At 51.8% G+C, this 16,397-nt stretch carries 16 protein-coding genes; 11 read left to right on the forward strand and 5 right to left on the reverse strand.

Going from position 1 to position 16,397, the window contains the following annotated elements; translation table 11 throughout:
* The 5 genes from RDW05_RS02355 to RDW05_RS02375 all read left to right on the forward strand — a co-directional run.
* Positions 1-600, forward strand: a 600-nt coding sequence (locus RDW05_RS02355; RefSeq protein WP_307977706.1) for a nitrogenase iron protein, incomplete at its 5' end; no start/stop codon positions are given.
* A 10-nt stretch (positions 601-610) separates the two neighbouring features.
* A complete protein-coding gene (locus RDW05_RS02360; RefSeq protein ID WP_307977707.1) occupies positions 611-2,122 on the forward strand; it encodes a nitrogenase component 1 in 1,512 nt (503 codons plus the stop codon).
* On the forward strand, positions 2,119-3,342 hold the full coding sequence (locus RDW05_RS02365; RefSeq protein WP_307977708.1) for a nitrogenase component 1: 1,224 nt from the start codon (positions 2,119-2,121) through the stop codon (positions 3,340-3,342). Before RDW05_RS02360 ends, RDW05_RS02365 begins: the two co-directional genes overlap by 4 nt.
* Positions 3,343-3,369: 27 nt before the next feature.
* Positions 3,370-3,792 (forward strand): flavodoxin, encoded by a 423-nt coding sequence (locus RDW05_RS02370; RefSeq protein WP_307977709.1) that lies wholly within the window; start codon positions 3,370-3,372, stop codon positions 3,790-3,792.
* A gap of 254 nt (positions 3,793-4,046) precedes the next feature.
* Complete coding sequence (locus RDW05_RS02375; RefSeq protein ID WP_307977710.1) at positions 4,047-5,753, forward strand: ABC transporter ATP-binding protein; 1,707 nt, start codon at positions 4,047-4,049, stop codon at positions 5,751-5,753.
* A 151-nt stretch (positions 5,754-5,904) separates the two neighbouring features.
* Here RDW05_RS02375 and RDW05_RS02380 read toward each other — a convergent pair whose 3' ends face one another.
* The 5 genes from RDW05_RS02380 to RDW05_RS02400 all read right to left on the reverse strand — a co-directional run bounded on the left by RDW05_RS02380 (position 5,905) and on the right by RDW05_RS02400 (position 12,282).
* Positions 5,905-6,102, reverse strand: a complete 198-nt coding sequence (locus tag RDW05_RS02380; protein ID WP_307977711.1) for a hypothetical protein — start codon at positions 6,100-6,102, stop codon at positions 5,905-5,907.
* Between the two features lie 88 nt (positions 6,103-6,190).
* Positions 6,191-7,036, reverse strand: a complete 846-nt coding sequence (locus RDW05_RS02385; protein WP_307977712.1) for an Rpn family recombination-promoting nuclease/putative transposase — start codon at positions 7,034-7,036, stop codon at positions 6,191-6,193.
* A 315-nt stretch (positions 7,037-7,351) separates the two neighbouring features.
* Complete coding sequence (locus RDW05_RS02390) at positions 7,352-10,399, reverse strand: efflux RND transporter permease subunit (RefSeq protein WP_307977713.1); 3,048 nt, start codon at positions 10,397-10,399, stop codon at positions 7,352-7,354.
* Positions 10,399-11,523 (reverse strand): efflux RND transporter periplasmic adaptor subunit, encoded by a 1,125-nt coding sequence (locus RDW05_RS02395; protein WP_307977714.1) that lies wholly within the window; start codon positions 11,521-11,523, stop codon positions 10,399-10,401. The genes RDW05_RS02390 and RDW05_RS02395 overlap by 1 nt, the downstream gene beginning before the upstream one ends.
* A 150-nt stretch (positions 11,524-11,673) precedes the next feature.
* Positions 11,674-12,282 (reverse strand): TetR/AcrR family transcriptional regulator, encoded by a 609-nt coding sequence (locus RDW05_RS02400; RefSeq protein ID WP_304098929.1) that lies wholly within the window; start codon positions 12,280-12,282, stop codon positions 11,674-11,676.
* A gap of 197 nt (positions 12,283-12,479) precedes the next feature.
* Here RDW05_RS02400 and RDW05_RS02405 point away from each other — a divergent pair, with 197 nt between their 5' ends.
* From RDW05_RS02405 to ruvA, 6 genes are all read left to right on the forward strand, one after another.
* Complete coding sequence (locus tag RDW05_RS02405) at positions 12,480-13,616, forward strand: DNA recombination protein RmuC (RefSeq protein ID WP_307977715.1); 1,137 nt, start codon at positions 12,480-12,482, stop codon at positions 13,614-13,616.
* Complete coding sequence (locus tag RDW05_RS02410; protein ID WP_210684651.1) at positions 13,603-13,818, forward strand: hypothetical protein; 216 nt, start codon at positions 13,603-13,605, stop codon at positions 13,816-13,818. The genes RDW05_RS02405 and RDW05_RS02410 overlap by 14 nt, the downstream gene beginning before the upstream one ends.
* Positions 13,819-13,833: 15 nt before the next feature.
* Positions 13,834-14,337, forward strand: coding sequence for an NUDIX hydrolase (locus RDW05_RS02415; RefSeq protein WP_307977716.1), 504 nt, complete (start codon positions 13,834-13,836; stop codon positions 14,335-14,337).
* Positions 14,338-14,443: 106 nt separating this feature from the next.
* A complete protein-coding gene (locus tag RDW05_RS02420; protein WP_009146253.1) occupies positions 14,444-15,184 on the forward strand; it encodes a YebC/PmpR family DNA-binding transcriptional regulator in 741 nt (246 codons plus the stop codon).
* Positions 15,185-15,282: 98 nt separating this feature from the next.
* Positions 15,283-15,777: a crossover junction endodeoxyribonuclease RuvC gene (gene ruvC / locus RDW05_RS02425; RefSeq protein WP_021720245.1), complete on the forward strand. Its 495-nt coding sequence runs from the start codon at positions 15,283-15,285 to the stop codon at positions 15,775-15,777.
* Positions 15,778-16,380, forward strand: coding sequence for a Holliday junction branch migration protein RuvA (gene ruvA, locus RDW05_RS02430; protein ID WP_307977717.1), 603 nt, complete (start codon positions 15,778-15,780; stop codon positions 16,378-16,380). It begins immediately after the preceding gene.
* The last annotated feature ends 17 nt before the right edge of the window (positions 16,381-16,397 follow it).

Here is a 16,397-nt window from a genome sequence, read left to right on the forward strand (position 1 = left end):
GTACTGGAACAACTGAAAGCAAAAGGCGAAGCCTTGAAATTAGAAGACATAGTCTTTGAAGGCTTCGGCGGCGTCCTGTGCGTAGAAGCCGGCGGCCCCACCCCCGGCATCGGCTGTGCAGGCCGCGGCATCATCTCCGCCTTTGAAAAGCTGGCAGAGCTGGAAGCCTTTGAAACCTATAAGCCTGACATCGTTATCTACGACGTATTAGGCGACGTAGTCTGCGGCGGCTTCGCCATGCCCATTCGCGGAGGCTACGCACGTGAGGTATTCATCGTATCCTCCGGCGAAATGATGGCCCTCTACGCGGCAAGCAACATCGCCCAGGCCATCAAAAACTTCGGCCGTCGCGGCTACGCACGCTTAAAGGGCATCATCCTCAACGCCAAAAACATTGAGAATGAGCAGGAACTGGTAGCCAAGGCTGCCGCAGAAATCGGCACCGAGGTTGTGCAGTACGTACCGCGCAGCGGCGATATCCAAATCGCCGAAAATCAGGGCGGTACCGTCAGCGAATTTGTCAAGGACTCACCAATGGTACAGGTGTACAACGAATTAGCCGAGCGTGTGCTGGCTATGAGTGAGGACGAAGAAGAATAGGAGGCAGTACATGGGCTTAAAGGAAGATGCAATGTGGAAGATGGCCGAAAAAATGGGCATGCCCAAAAGCGCCATCGAAGCCATCAAGGCTAAGCAGAAAAACGGCGACAAGAGCGCTATGCCCGACATGGGCAAGATGATGAGCATGATGCAGGCCATGAAGGGTGACAAGAAGGACGAAATGCGCAAAATGGCTGAGAAAATGGGGATGCCGCCGCAGGCTGCAGGCATGGACGGCAACGAAATCTTAGGCCGTCTTAACCGCTTAAGCAAGGTGCAGACAATCAAGGACGTGCCCCAGCTCACAACAGCGCTGTTCCCCGGCACCCACTGTCCGCTGATGGGCGCGGCGATGGTGGCAGGCGGTATCGACGATTGCCTGCTGGTAATCGTAGGCACGGACGAATGCAGCTATTACACCAAAAGCCTCACCATCAATGAGCGCTACGGCGGTATTGCGGGACGCTGTGTTTCCGTAGTGCTCGACAGTCATGACGTAACCTTCGGCAGTACCGAAAGCATGCACAAGGCTTTTAAAGAAATAGTGGCGGAATATCAGCCGAAATGCGTGATGCTCGTCACCACCTGCGTAATTGAGGTAATCGGCGATGATTACGACGCCATTGCCGCAGAGCTGACGAAGCAGTACAGCATTCCGGTAATGGCGGTGCACACCGAGCACTTTAAGTGCGAGGACCATTTCCCCGGCTTGGAGCGCGCCATCACTGCCTGCGCCGCCATGATGCAAAAGCAGGAATGTGACGGCAGCGTCAACGTTCTAGGTCAGCGCATGGGCAACTTTGCCGACACGGAGCTGCACGCATTTTTAGCGGCAGCAGGCGTCAAGCTGGGCGTGCAGCTGCCCAGCGGCTGCACTGCCGAGGAAATCCGCCGTGCTCCCGCAGCGAAGGTGAACATCGTCGTGCATGATATCGCGCTTCCGTTGGCGCAGGCTATGCAGGAGCAGTACGGCATTCCTTACGTTTACTTCAACCGCTTCGCCGCGCCGGCAAAAATCCTGCAGACCTATCAGCATCTGTTTGATTATCTGGAGCTGCCGCTGCCTGCGGAGATTGGCGCTAAATTTGAGGAATGTAAGGAGCTGGAGCAGAAGGTGCTGCCTGACGTAAAGGGCGTGCCCTATATCTACGGCAATACGCAGTATGACTGCTTCGAGCTCAACAGCTATCTGTGCAGCCTGGGCCTGGTGCCGCAACTGATTCAGAGCAATAAGCTGAGCGAGGCTAATTTTGCGGATATCGAAAGCATTCTGGCGCAAACCGACCCGTACATCTGCAAGGCGGCAAATATCGCACCGCTGCAATATGTTTACGACGTACTGCATCCGTGGTTCTATATGGGCCATGAGTTCGGCGAGCGCCTGCGCCGTAAGGGCATTGCCTTGCTGCACAGCGACCCGGCAGGCAAAATGCTGGGCTTTGAATGCAGCAGCTTCATGTTGCAGGCAGTGGCGAAGGCTGTAGCCGACGCAAAGAAATTCAGAGAGGAGGCCGGCCTGTGAGCTTAGTAAGATTTTTACCGACACCGTCGGACAGAATGGGAATTATCTGGAGCCTTTTGGCCGTACAGGGCGCCATCGTGCTGGAATACGGCCCAGCCGGCACCACGCACTACAGCATGGGCTTATACGGCGGCTTGGGCCTGCGCTTTCAAAACCGCCTCTTCACCACGCATATGAGCGAGGACGATGTTGTCATGGGCGACGTAACACGTCTGGAGGAAGCAATTATCGAACTGGACAAAAGCTATGCGCCGAAGGTTATCTTCGTTGTTGCCTCCTCCGTAACTGCCGTCATCGGCACCGATATCAAGGGCGTGTGCCGTTATATGCAAAATGAGGTTAAGGCCAAGCTTGTGGCCTTCGAGCAGGGAGGCTTCCGCGGTGATTACAGCGTTGGTTTGGCGGAAACCTACAAGCTGTTGGTGCGCAATCTGCCAAAGAAGAATGCAGAGCAGGAGGCAGGCGTATACAACATCATCGGCGCCTCTGCGTGGCGCTACCGCATGGCAAGTGACATCTGGGAGGTAAAGAGCCTGCTGGGTGAAGCACTGGGCCTGCGCTGTAATGCCTGCCTTTGCTGCGAAACCAGCGTAGACGAGCTGCAGGCCATGGGCAAGGCACAGGTAAATATTGTGCTGGGCAACGAAGGTCTTGCCGCTGCCAAATATCTCGAAGAAAAGTTCGGTACGCCATATGTTTATGCCGTTCCCTACGGCTACAGCGGCACCGTAAGCTTTTTGGAGCAGGTAGGCGCAGCAGTTGGCAAGGCTCCTGAGCCCATGGTGCTGATGCGCATCAAAATGAAGGAAAAGGGCATGTCCATGCTCAGCATGTTTGCCATGATGGGCGGCAGCAAGACCAGGCAGGCCGTAGTTAAGGGTGATTATGACCTAGTGCAGGGCGTGAGCGCCTTTTTAGAGCAGGCAGGCATCACCGTGACACACAAAATGTGCGCGCATAGTTTGAAGGCTATCACCGGGCCGGCGGCGGATGTAGAAGCCTACGCCGAAGAGGGCGAGTGGCTGCAGGAAGTACGCGAGCTGCGCGACACGCTGCTTTTCGCAGATGACGTGGCGCTCACGCAGGCGGATGCAAGCAACATGAAGGTGCTCATCAGCGCGCCGTTTATGAATGGCGTAGTGGCAACACACCTGCCGTTTATGGGCGAAAAGGGTGCTGATTTCCTGCTGGAGCAAATCCAGGGTTATTATCAAAAGTAAAGTTTAAAGCAAAAGGAGGATACTACCATGAAACAAATTCCTGTAATTTTTTGGACCGGTACCGGTAACACACAAATGATGGCTGACGCTGTTGCGGAAGCAATCAACGCTGGCGGTGCGGAGGCTGTTGTAAAAAATGTCAGCGAAATCACTGCTGACGAGGCTGCAAGCTATGACGCTCTGGCACTGGGCTGCCCGGCAATGGGCGCAGAGGTGCTGGAGGAATGCGAATTCGAGCCATTCTTCACCGAGCTTGAAGGCAAGCTGGCAGGCAAAAAGGTAGCGCTCTTCGGCTCCTATGGCTGGGGCGGAACCTATATGCAGGATTGGGAAGCACGCGTTAAGGACGCGGGTGCGACACTTGTGGCTGACGGCGTACTGGCGCTGGGTGCTCCCGATGACGAAGCCGTGGCTAAGCTGGCGGAAGCAGGCAAGCTGCTTGCCGAATAAGGCTTAAGCAACACCAAAAACTGCCTTTCGATTTTAGGAAAGGCAGTTTTTTAGTGAAGCGCTTGTGTTATAGCAATTGGCAAATAGCTCGCTTTATGATATTATTTAAGAACACATCCTATTGACTTTATACCTGCTATATAGTGTAGACTGTATCATCATAAAAGAAAGTATATAACGTCGCGGCAGCGTTTTGGCAAAAGCTGCTGCCCGCGCTTTAGAATATATATATAAATAGAGGATAGGAAAGCTTTATGTTCAAAACATTTCTCAGCTATTATAAACCGTATAAGGGCATTTTGCTCTTTCTCGTGATAGGCTCGCTGCTGCGTGCGCTGCTCGAGCTCTTCTTTCCCTATGTAGTGAAGCTGATGCTGGAACAGCAGCTGCCGCTTAAAAATCTGCCGCTGCTCCTTGAATGGTCGGCAGCACTGCTTGCCATGTATCTGGTAAACTTCGGCATGCATTTCAGCATCATCTACTGGGCGCAGTCCATGAGCTATTCCATGGAACGCGATATGCGCCGCGACTTGTTTCGCCATCTGCAGAAGCTGTCCTTCGGCTTTTACGATAAAAACAAAAGCGGCCAGCTGCTTTCGCGCCTCACAAGCGATTTGAGCGAAATTAACGGCTTTGCAGGCAATGCGCCTATTGATCTTATCGTCTGCGGGCTGACGATGGGCGGCACGATGGTTATTCTGATTTACATGAATCCTATGCTGGGCAGCCTGATCGCCTTCCTGCTTCTGGTGAAGGCAGTGCATACCGTTTTCGTCAACCTGCGCATGAAAAAGGCCTTCTTTGCCAATCGTGTGGCAATGGGCGAGGTAACGGGCAAGGCTGCGGAAAGCATTAACGGCGTGCGTCTGATCAAGGCCTTCGCCGGTGAGCGCAGCGATATGGCGCAGTTTATGGAAAAGGCGGATGCCTATCTGAAAGTATGCAAAAAATCCTTCAAAATAACATCCTATTTCGTCGGCAGTATGATTTTCTTCAGCAACTTTATCAATGTGGCGATATTAGTAGTGGGCGGCTTGCTGATAAATCAGGGGCTGATGAGCTTCGGCGAGCTGGTGGCTTTCTTCCTCTACGTGGGCCTGTTTATGAAACCGCTGATGCAGCTTTTAGGCTTCATTCAGGTATATCAGCGCGGTATGGCAGGCTTCAAGCGTTTTTATGAGCTGCTGCAGGAAAAGCCCGAGATTACCGATGCACCGGATGCTAAAATTTGTCCGCCCTGTAAAGGGAACATCACCTTTGATAACGTCAGCTTTGCCTATGCGGACGGCAGACCTGTTATCCGCAACCTTTCGCTGAGTGTGGCAGCAGGTGAAACCGTGGCCTTTGTGGGCGCTACGGGAGCAGGCAAAACAACCATTGCCAGCCTTTTGCTGCGCTTTTACGAGCCGCAGAGCGGCAGAATTCTGCTGGACGGCTGCGATATCCGTGAATTTACGCAGGAATCACTGCGCAGGCAAATCGGTCTGGTGCAGCAGGATGTCTTTCTCTTCGGCGACAGCGTGCGCTACAACATAGCCTATGCTAAACCGGATGCGACAGCGGACGAGGTGCAGGCGGCAGCGAAGGCTGCGGCGGCCGATGAGTTCATTCAAAAGCTGCCTGCGGGCTACGATACCGAGGTGGGGGAGCGCGGCGTGAAGCTGAGCGGCGGCCAGAAGCAGCGCTTGGCGATTGCGCGTGTCTTCCTCAAAAATCCTCCGGTAGTAGTGTTGGATGAGGCTACAAGTGCGCTCGACAATATTACGGAGCAGCAGATACAAAAGGAGCTCGACGAGCTGGCGGTAGGACGCACCACGCTGATTATTGCGCATCGTCTTTCCACTATCCGTCATGCGGACAAGATTGTGGTGCTTGACGAGGGAGCTGTTGCGGAATGCGGCAGCCATGAGGAGCTGCTGGCGCGCAAAGGGCGTTATTATGATTTGTATCAGAAGGAGTAAGGAAGAAGCTTGCAGCTGCAGGCATCCTGCAGAAGATAATAAAATAAAAATAGCGCACGCTCTTAAAGTGTGCATTGAGAATACAGAAAACCCATGTCTTGCCGATTTCGGCGGGACATGGGTTTTAGTGCTTTGTGTTTAATTTTTCGTATTAGGCTTGCTCAGCTTGCAACGCCTCAACTTGCTCAATCGGGAGAGAAGTAGCCTTGGCGATATCCTTCACAGAAAGGCCCATGCTGAAAAGACGTTTAGCAGTAGCGAGTTTCTCTTTAGCTTCGCCTTCAACAAGGCCTACGTCTTTGCCTTCAGCAATGCCTTCACGCCTCTCATCTAATAAACGTGCTTCCATAAGCATAAATTCCCGCCTCACTTTCGTATCTAATTTGAGATAGCTGATTTCATCGTCAATCTGCTTGGTGAAATCAGTATTAGAGTGGTTAAGCCTCTTTCTTCAGCTTCTCCACATCAGCGAGAGATAAATTTGTAAGCTCAGCGATAACCTCGAGAGAATAGCATCCCTTAGCCAACATGCGCTTAGCAGTAGCGAGTTTTTCCTCAGCAATGCCTATTTCCTTGCCTTTGGCAATACCCACAGCTTCGCCCTCACGTCTTTCATCTAACAAACGTGCTTCCATAAGCATAAATTCCCGCCTCACTTTCGTATCTAATTTAAGATAGCTGATTTCATCGTCAATCTGCTTGGTGAAATCAGTAGTTACAATGTGGTTGTTTACATAATCATAAAAGCTCTTGATGTCCTTGGAGATATCGCCATGCGTACCTTTTGTGTTTAAAATCATGGTTGTCGCTTCATCGGGAAGCTCCAACTCCCGATTTTCCAGACAACATTTTTTAAAGGTATAGACATAATTACCCTGTTCAAAGAAATCAAAAACACAGATAAAAATGATAAATGTCGGTGGCAGCAGGTCATAAGGCTGTCCCTTTTGCAGCAAATCAATATCAAGCAGCGCCTGATAATAGCGTGAGCGCTTGGGCAGGACGTAGGTGTCCGTATCGGGATTTTTATTGTTTTTCACCTGCATCTCCAGATTATAATGCGTGTTTTTGTCGTCCGCTACGATGATATCAAGGCGGATGCCGCGGCTGGTGTACTCAGGCTCAAGCGTCTTTTCTGCCTCCAGGTACTTGATGTCCGCAATCTCAATCTGCAGCAGCTCCTCCAACAGATGCTTGCAGATGCGCTTGCGCGACATAACCTTTTTGAAGATGAAGTCACTTTGAATCGTCAGGTTGGCAAATTTTGTTAGTAGGTCTTGCATGGTTTCTCTCCTTTCATTTTAACACAGATGCAATAAAAAATACATAAGCAGCGCAAAAACAAAAAAGAGCAGTACCCTGGCGATTAAAAAATCGTCAGTTCGTACTACTCTTAGAATGTACCAGATAAATGGCCTTGCTTAAGCTTCTGCAGCTAAAGTGGAGCTGCAGGATATACTGCTTATTTTCTTGTCCGTAGGTAATGTAGCTGGAAGCGTAATGTTACCTGCAGTTTGGGAAGAACATGGTTTAAGTTTACTTGAAATTCAGGAGAATGTCAAGGGAAGAGGGAAGAAGGCTATCTTACAATCTCAGCTCTATTCAGCTTTAACCTTAAACACAATCGCGTATAGCACCGGCAGCACCACCAGCGTCAGCAGCGTTGCACCGGTCAGGCCGCAGGCAATAGCCACAGCCATCGCATTCCAGAACTGGCTGGCGAACATCGGAATCAATCCCAGTACCGTAGTGAAGGCCGCCAGCATAATCGGACGGAAACGCACAATCGCCGATTCCGTAATCGCCTTGGCAGGCTCCATTCCGGCATCAAGATGCTGCTGAATCTGGTCAACCAGCACCATACTGTTACGGATAATCGTACCGGTGAGCGCCAGAATACCCAGCTCTGCCATAAAGCCCAACGCGGAATTGAACAGCAGCAGGCCGAAGATAACGCCGATTATACCCATCGGCGCCGTCAGCATAATAACCAGCAGCTTGCGGATATCCTGCATCTGCAGCATAATCAGAACGACAATCAGCAGCAGCATCAGCGGTATAGGCTTCATCAGATAATTCAATGTATCGTTGCTGTCCTCCAGCGAACCGCCGACTTCGATGCTCATGCCGGCAGGCAGCTCCTTGCGCAACGGCTCCAGCTCCTTATACACCTGCTTGGTAACATCGTTGCCGGTAACGCCGTCAACAATACCGCCGTTGACGGTAATCGTAGGACGCAGATTGCGGCGCCAGATGATATTGTCCTCGCTGGTGTAGTCAAGATGCGCAATTTGTGACAGAGGCACAGCACCCTGGCTCGTAGGAATGGAAATAGTTTCCAACTGTGAAATATCTGCACGCTGGTCAGGCTGCAGGCGGAAAACGATACCAATCTGCTGGTCGCCCTCCAGATAGGTTGCCACGGTATAACCGGATACCTGGGCCTGCAGAGCGTTGGCTACAGTCTGACGTGTGAGCCCCATTTGCAGCAGCTTGTCATTGTCGACCTTCAGCTTAACGGCGTTGGTCTGCTCCAGCCAGTCAAGACGTGTCATGTTGACATAGGGATTAGCGGCCATAACCTTGCGCACCTTCTGCGCATATTCCTTAACCTGCGCGTCGTTGTTGCCGCTGACGCGGATCATAACAGGATAGGGAGCAGGCGGACCGAGCGGAATCGAGCGGGAGTAGACGATAGCCTCCGGCAAATGCTCGGCAGCAAGCTCGCTGATGCGCTTCTCCAGTTTTTTGCGGTCCTCAACGCTCTTGGCTACAACAACGAGCTGTGCGTAGTTATCGCGCGGCTGTACCGGGTCGATTACCAGCACAAAGCGCGGTGCGCTTTCGCCTACGTAGGTGGAAACGTGGTCTAATTCTTTATCATCCTTAATCAGATTCGTCAGCTTGCGCGCTGCGGCATCTGTAGTTTTAATTGAACTGCCCTCAGGCATATTAAGCTCTACCAACAGCTCCGGACGTACGGAGGCAGGGAAAAATTCCTGGCTGACGAAGCGCAGCATGAACATGGAAAGGCCCAGCATCGCCAGAGTAATGCCGATAACCGTGATGCGGTGTCCCAATGCCCAGTGCAGCAGCTTGCGGAAGGCGCGGTAGAAGCTGTTGTCATAAGATTCCTGCTTGATAACGGTAGGACGTATCCATTCATAGCCTAATACCGGTGCCAAGGTTGCGGAAACAAGCCAGGACAGCATCAGTGTAACGGTCATAACCGGGAAGAGGCTGTAGGCAAATTCCGAAGCGCTGGCCTTGGAGAAGGCAATCGGCATGAAGCCGAGGCAGGTGATGGTGGTGCCTGTCAGCAGCGGCCAGGCGCAGGTTTTGAAGGCGTAGGAGGCTGCTTCCTTACGCGGCATGCCTTCGGACATTTTTACCTCCATCAGCTCAACAACGACGATGGCGTCATCGACCAGCATACCCAGGGAAACAACCAGTGCGCCCAGGGATACCTTATGCAAATCAATGCCCAAAGCGAACATGGCGCAGAAGGAGCCTAGCAAAATCAGCGGGATGCAGCAGGAAATTACGTAACCGCTGCGGCGTCCGAGTGTCATCAGGCTGACTACCAGCACGATGATAATTGCCTCGTAAAGGCTTTCGGAGAATTCGCTTATGGATTTCTTTACTACCTCAGGCTGGTTGGCAACCTGATTAAGCTCCAGTCCGAGCGGCAGCTCCTTTTGGATGCGGGCGATTTCCTTGGCCAGATTTTCGCCAAGCTTAATGTTATCGCCGCCGTCCTCCATAGAAAGTGCGATGCCGACAGCGGGCTTGCCGTTATAGTACATCATTGTTTCCGGCGGGTCTGCATAACCGCGGGTGATGGTTGCGATATCACCCAGGCGGAAGATACGTCCGTTGGCATTGATGGGGATGGCAGCAATATTTTCCACGCTGTCAGGGCTGCCGGTAATGCGCAGGTAGGAGTTGGCTGTGTCGGCTTCAATCATACCGCTGGCATTGACCGAGGTCTGTGCTTTGATGGTGTTGGCAATGCTGTTGATATCCAGTCCCAGCTGTGCCAGCTTGGCGGTTTGCATCTGCACGAAGATTTTCTCCGGCTGCACGCCCACCAGCTCAACCTTTTTGACATCAGGCACGCTGAAGAAGTCGAGCTTAATTTTTTCGGCGTATTTACGCATATCCTCATAGGTGAAGCCGTCACCGGTAATTGCGTAGATATTGCCGTAAACGTCATCAAAACGGTCGTTATAAAACGGACCTACGGTACCCGAAGGCAAGTCCTTCTTGCCGTCATTGACGATATTGCGCAGCTCCAGCCAGCGCTGGCGTACCGTGTTGCCGGCAACCTCATCCTTGAGCGCTACCGTAATAACGCAGACGCCGGGGCGCGAATAGCTGGTGATTTTCTTAACCTGCGGCAGACTTTGAATCTGCTTTTCCAACGTATTGGTCAGATGCATCTCGACATCCTTGGCGCTGGCACCGGGCCAGGCTGCGGATACTACCATCTGCTTGACGGCAAAGCTGGGGTCCTCGCTGCGTCCGAGCGATTTAAAGGAAAATATGCCCATAATCAGCACAAGCACAGCGAAGAAGTAAACTAACTGGCGATGGTTAATAGCCCATTCTGCCCAGTTCGCATGATGCTTTTCGTTGTTTGACATCAGATATCACCGCCTTTGGTCAGACGCACCTGTTGGTTATCGACAAGCTTGCTGAGGCCGGCGGTTATCAGAATATCACCCTTGTTTAAGCCGCCTGCCAGACGCACATTGTTGCCTACATAGCCGGCAACCTTAACGTCCTGCAGCACAGCGCGGTTATTGCGCACCAGCCAGACCTGAGTCTTGCCGTTTACCTGATACAGTGCTGTTGCCGGGATAACCAGCTCGTCCTCGGACGCAGCAGCGTCCTTAAAGCTTACCTTGGCAGTCATGCCGAGCTTCGCTTCTGCAGGCAGCTGCGGCACCGCAACGCGCACCTTATAGGTACGGGTGATGCTGTCGGCAATAGGCGAAATTTCGCGGACAGTGCCCTTCGACGTAACATCGGGAAGTGCCCAGAAGCTGATTTCCGCCTGCTGGCCGACACTCAGCTTGACGTTTTCCGGCACGTTAATCTGTATTTCACGCTCACCGCTGCGCACGATGGTGACCATCGGCGTACCGGCTGCCGTTACCTGGCCTGCTTCGCCGGTGATGGCTGCTACAACGCCGTCGGCATCACTCGTCAGCTGCGTGTAGCCAAGCTGGTTGCCGCTGGCGTTGGCGTTGGCCTGTGCCTGGCGCAGCGCAGCATTGGCTGCCTCCAGCTGGGTGTTGTACTGGTCGCGCGTTGCTTCGCTCACAGCACCGCCGGCATACAGCTTGTTAAAGCGCGCTGCATTGTCAGCCGCCAGCTTTTGATTGGCAATGGCAGATGCTAGCTGTGCATTAGCGGCCTCTACGCTTTGGTTTACATCCTTCGGGTCAATGGTCATCAGAATCTGGCCGGCGTGTACCCGGTCGCCTACGTTGACAAGACGGGAAGCGATTCTGCCGGCAGTCTGAAAGGCCAGCTGGCTTTCGTAGCGCCCGCGCACCTCACCGGGATAAACGGCGGAGGAATCGACAATGCTTTCGCCTATCGTCATTGTCCGGACGATGGGGATGTAGTTTGCCTCCTGCGGCTTATGCGTAATACTGCTGTAAAGCTGCCAGCCTGCGGCTGCCAGTATGACAACGGCAGCTCCGGCAACAAGTTTCTTTTTATCAGGAAGTTTGGGAAGTTTTTCCATAATAGACTGCATGATTTAACAGCTCCCTTGCAGAATAGTTTTATCGTTGAAAAATTTTTAATCGTTCAATTAAATTATAGGTTCTAAAGAAGATAGCGTCAAGCAACAAAGTTGTAAACAAAAATAAAGCTGCTTTGAAGCAGCTTTATTTAAGGAATATATTTACTTTTTACTAAGTGACGCAAGGTAGGTGTTGAGCGCCTGCAGCAGGTAGTCAAGCTCAGCGCCGTTTTGAAAATTGCCTAGCTCGCAGATATGGCTATGCATCAAAAAGAAGAACATGATAATACCTTCCAGCGTGAAGGCAACGTGGGTTGCTTTGATATCCGCAACGATTTCGCCGCAGGCAATCGCTTCCTCAACCAGCTCGGTCATGAACTGATGGATGCGGTACAGCTTGCTGCGCACATAATTTTCAAACATGGGCTGCGGAGTCAGCAGCTCGCGGTAAATCAGATGAATGTTGTAAGGGTTCTGCTGCTGCATTTCGGCAATGCCGTCTACATAGGTACGCAGCTTGGTAAGCGGTGAACCGGGCTGCTGACGGATTTTGTCCTGCAGCTTCAGAAATTTTTCTGCCTCGGTATATAAAACCTCCTGATATAAATTCTTTTTGCCGCCGAAATAATAGGAAATCAACGCGCTGTTGACGCCGCTGGCAACAGAAATCTGCTTAATAGATACGGCAGCGAAGCTGTCCATGGCAAACAGCTTGGTTGCGGCTTCAAGAATTTTATCAGCAGAATTGAGATTAGGACTTTCATCTATCATATAACGTAATACCTCGTTGGAATAAATAATGTATGAATATATTATACACGATTTAGGCGCAGATGTAAGCTGATTTTGTTAAAAAAGTGATATTATGAAAATATCTTGTTAAATATGAAAATTCTGTTCGTTAATATATTGGCTGTGTACTGGTTTTCTGCTATAATAAAAAAATAACGGAGGTCAGTATAGAAAAAATGAGTACATTGGCTATAGCTTTGATGATTGTCATAGCCCTGCTGCTGGCAGGTGTGATAATATTATTGATACAGGGACGCCCGAAGGCGGACATGACGGCGCAGCGGCTGGAGCTTTTGGAGCGCAGGCTTGCGGAAAGCATGTACGACCTGCGTGGCGAGCAGAGCACACTGGCGCGGGCGGCACGCTTGGAAAACCAGGCGGCGAGCGACAGGCTGAGCGAGCAGATTGACAAGCGTGTGGCGCGTCTGGCGGATATGACGGACCAGAACCTGGAGCGCATCCGCATGACTGTGGACGAGCGCCTCAATCAATCGCTGGAGCAGAAGTTTGCGCAGGTCAACAAGTGCCTGGGCGAGGTGCACCAGTCATTGGGACAGATGCAAAGCCTTTCCTGTGGTGTGGATGAGCTGCGGCGTGTTCTGTCGAACGTTAAGGTGCGCGGTACCTGGGGCGAAATGCAGCTTGGCAATATTCTCAAGGATATTCTTGACCGTGCAAGATATGTAGAAAATGCTGAGGTGCGTCCGCATAGCGGCCTGCGCGTGGAATATGCCCTGCGTTTGCCGGGGCAGCGGGAGCAGGAGGTGCTGCTGCCGATTGACGCCAAGTTTCCGCTGGAGGATTACCAGCGCCTGCAGCAGGCGCGTGAGGCCGGTGATACGCAGGCGGCGGATGCGGCGGCAAAGCAGCTGGAGCGACGCTTGAAGAGCGAAGCGAAGGATATCTGCGAAAAATATATCTGTCCGCCGTATTCGACAGATTTTGTCGTGATGTATCTGCCGAGTGAGGGCCTGTTTGCGGAGGCTTTGGCCTTGCCGGGACTGGCAGAGGAGCTGCAGCTGAAGTTCAGAGTGTGCGTAGCGGGGCCGACGACGCTGGCAGCGCTGGTGAACAGCCTGCAGCTGGGCTTCCGTACCTTGGCGGTGCAGCAGCGTACTACCGAGGTCTGGCAGCTGCTGAACAAGGTTAAGCAGGAGCTTGCCGGCTTGGAAACAGCTCTTGATAAAACAGCCAAAAAGCTGGAGGAGGGGCAGAACGCCCTGCATACCACCAAGCGCTATACAGCACGCTTGCAGAAGCAGCTGGAGGCTGTACAGATGTTGGATGAGGGAGATAAGCATGACAAAGAATAATGAGCCCCATCCCTATAAAAAGCCGCCGCTGTGGGTACAGATATTATTATGGGCCTACGGCTTTATGTGGCTGAATATGGTTTTTGTTACGGGCTTAAACAGCCTGTATCTAGGTTATATAGATTATGACAGCGGCAGCATTGCCTTCGCCATGACCTGTGGCTTTTGGCTGATTTTCAAATATTTGCCGCGCTTGCTTTAAGAGGGGGAATTTATCATGGAGCAATGGGATATTTATGACAGTGAACGCCGTCTTACCGGACGGACGATGAAGAAAAATGACTGGATACTGCAAGACGGGGAATATCATCTGACGGTGCTTGGCGTTGTGCGCAACACAGACGGACGCTTTCTGATTACCAGACGCGTGCTGACGAAGGCCTGGGCTGCCGGCTGGTGGGAGGTTCCCGGCGGTGCGGTACAGGCTGGCGAAAGCTCACGCGAGGCTGTGAACCGTGAGGTGTGGGAGGAAACCGGCCTGGATGTTTCGGCCTGCACAGGCGGACCGGCGCTGACCTATCACCGTGAGAATCCGGGCGAGGGTGATAATTATTTCGTCGACTGCTATCTTTTTACGCTGCCCTTTGCACCGGAGCAGGTAAAAATCCGCTCTAATGAGGCACTGGAATACAAGCTGGCGACCTTGGAGGAGATTCAGGAGCTGGCGCAACAGGGAATATTTTTGCATTATGACAGTATTAAGGATGTTTTTGCAAAATAAAGCTATCTGTCGGCGTTTGCTGTTGAAAAAACACAGCCGGCGTGGTAAAATATTATGGTAAATGCTTAAATAAATATGGCAAAGAGAAAGTTTGGAGGAATTTACAATGTCAGGACATTCTAAATGGGCGAACATTAAACATAAAAAAGGCAAGGCTGACGCTCTGCGCGGCAAAATCACTACTAAAATCAGCCGTGAAATCACTATTGCCGTTCGTATGGGCGGTGCAGATCCTACCGGTAACATGAAGCTGAAGCTGGCTCTGTCCAAAGCTAAGGCTAACAATATCCCTAAAGACAACATTCAACGTGCAATCCAAAAGGGTGCAGGTGCTCTGGAAGGCCAAAGCTTCGAAGAGATTACCTATGAAGGCTACGGTCCTGCAGGCGTTGCTATGATGGTCAGCTGCCTGACCGATAACCGTAACCGTACCGCTGCCGATGTACGTCACGTATTTTCTAAGCACGGCGGCAACCTGGGTGCCAGCGGCTGCGTAAGCTACATGTTTAAACAAAAAGGTATCTTCGCAGTAAGCGCCGAGACCGGTGTGAGCGAGGACGATCTGATGATGATCGCTCTGGATGCAGGTGCTGAGGATATCAAGAGCAGCGAAGACGGCTTCGAAATTATCACCGATCCGGCTGCTTATGACGATGTAGAAAAAGCTTTGGCTGATAACAATATTGAAGTTGCAATGTCCGAAATCACCATGGTTCCCGATACTATGGCTGAGCTGTCCGGTGAGGACGCTGAAAAGGTTCAGAAGATGCTGGACGCATTGGATGATTGCGATGATGTACAAGACGTTTACACCAACGCTGACTTGCCGGAAGACGACGAGGAATAATATTATTATTACGAAGTAACTGCAATGTGCACGAAGCATAGTTGCAGAAAGGAAAGCAGGCAGTTGATGTCTGCTTTCTGTTTTTTGAGAGGTTTTTTATGCTGGTTTTAGGAATTGACCCCGGTACCGCCATCTGCGGTTATGGCTTGGTAGATATGACAGGCAACCGTCTGCGCCCCGTTTTTTACGGCTCGGTGCTGACGGATAAGGATATGCTGCCGGAGCTGAGGCTGAAGAAGATTTACGATGATATTTCGGATATCATTGACCACTTCAAGCCGGATCTGCTGAGTATCGAAAAGCTGTTTTTCAACCGCAACGTTACTACTGCGATTCCTGTAGGACAGGCGCGCGGCGTTGTGCTTTTGGCTGCGGCCAACAAGGGACTGCCGGTGATGGAATTTACGCCGATGCAGATTAAACTGTCGGTAGTAGGCACAGGCAGTGCAACGAAGGAGCAGGTTATCTATATGGTGATGCATCTGCTCAATATCCGCGAAAAAATTAAACCGGATGATACTGCCGATGCATTGGCAGCGGCAATCTGCGGCATCAATACTGCGTCTACGCGCAGATGGCAGGAGGGCAGATAAATGATAGGTTCATTGAAGGGCACTGTTGATAGCCTTGGCATAGATAACTGCATAATCGAAACTGCAGGCGGTGTAGGCTACCGTGTTTTCATGCCGGCAGCACAGCTGGCGCAGCTGACGCCTGGCGCTGCTGTGCGCCTGCATATTCACACTGCAGTGCGTGAGGACGCCATTGTTCTTTATGGCTTTTTGAGCCAGGAATATTATGATCTGTTTGAGCTGCTGCTGACTATCAGCGGCGTAGGTCCCAAGATGGCCTTGGGTATTTTATCCGCAGTCAAGCCTGATGCTTTTTATCTGGCGGTGCAGAGCCGTGATATCAAGGTGCTCACCAAGCTGCCCGGTATCGGTAAAAAGACGGCGGAGCGTCTGCTGCTGGAATTGAAGGACAAGGTCGGCCCCGTGGCCGCCGAAAGCGGCGACAGCTTCGGCGAAGCAGTAGCTGCCGGAGGCAGCGGCGCTGTAGCGGAGGCAATCGAAGCGCTTGCTTCCTTGGGCTACAGCAACAGCGAGATTATGCCAGTAATCAAGAAAATCGAAGGCGCAGAAACCAAGACGAGCGAGGAAATATTGAAGCAGGCCTTAAGGCTGATGATGAAGTAATTTCCCGCAGATAAATA

This window comes from uncultured Phascolarctobacterium sp. (assembly GCF_902463975.1).
GTDB lineage: Bacteria > Bacillota > Negativicutes > Acidaminococcales > Acidaminococcaceae > Phascolarctobacterium_A.

Excerpts from the sequence above, each read along its gene's own strand:
- RDW05_RS02360 (WP_307977707.1), top strand. The coding sequence starts at position 611 with ATGGGCTTAAAGGAAGATGCAATGTGGAAGATGGCCGAAAAAATGGGC.
- RDW05_RS02370 (WP_307977709.1), top strand. The coding sequence starts at position 3,370 with ATGAAACAAATTCCTGTAATTTTTTGGACCGGTACCGGTAACACACAA.
- RDW05_RS02375 (WP_307977710.1), top strand. The coding sequence starts at position 4,047 with ATGTTCAAAACATTTCTCAGCTATTATAAACCGTATAAGGGCATTTTG.
- RDW05_RS02380 (WP_307977711.1), bottom strand. The coding sequence starts at position 6,102 with ATGGAAGCACGTTTATTAGATGAGAGGCGTGAAGGCATTGCTGAAGGC.
- RDW05_RS02385 (WP_307977712.1), bottom strand. The coding sequence starts at position 7,036 with ATGCAAGACCTACTAACAAAATTTGCCAACCTGACGATTCAAAGTGAC.
- RDW05_RS02390 (WP_307977713.1), bottom strand. The coding sequence starts at position 10,399 with ATGTCAAACAACGAAAAGCATCATGCGAACTGGGCAGAATGGGCTATT.
- RDW05_RS02395 (WP_307977714.1), bottom strand. The coding sequence starts at position 11,523 with ATGCAGTCTATTATGGAAAAACTTCCCAAACTTCCTGATAAAAAGAAA.
- RDW05_RS02400 (WP_304098929.1), bottom strand. The coding sequence starts at position 12,282 with ATGATAGATGAAAGTCCTAATCTCAATTCTGCTGATAAAATTCTTGAA.
- RDW05_RS02405 (WP_307977715.1), top strand. The coding sequence starts at position 12,480 with ATGAGTACATTGGCTATAGCTTTGATGATTGTCATAGCCCTGCTGCTG.
- RDW05_RS02410 (WP_210684651.1), top strand. The coding sequence starts at position 13,603 with ATGACAAAGAATAATGAGCCCCATCCCTATAAAAAGCCGCCGCTGTGG.
- RDW05_RS02415 (WP_307977716.1), top strand. The coding sequence starts at position 13,834 with ATGGAGCAATGGGATATTTATGACAGTGAACGCCGTCTTACCGGACGG.
- RDW05_RS02420 (WP_009146253.1), top strand. The coding sequence starts at position 14,444 with ATGTCAGGACATTCTAAATGGGCGAACATTAAACATAAAAAAGGCAAG.
- ruvC (WP_021720245.1), top strand. The coding sequence starts at position 15,283 with ATGCTGGTTTTAGGAATTGACCCCGGTACCGCCATCTGCGGTTATGGC.
- ruvA (WP_307977717.1), top strand. The coding sequence starts at position 15,778 with ATGATAGGTTCATTGAAGGGCACTGTTGATAGCCTTGGCATAGATAAC.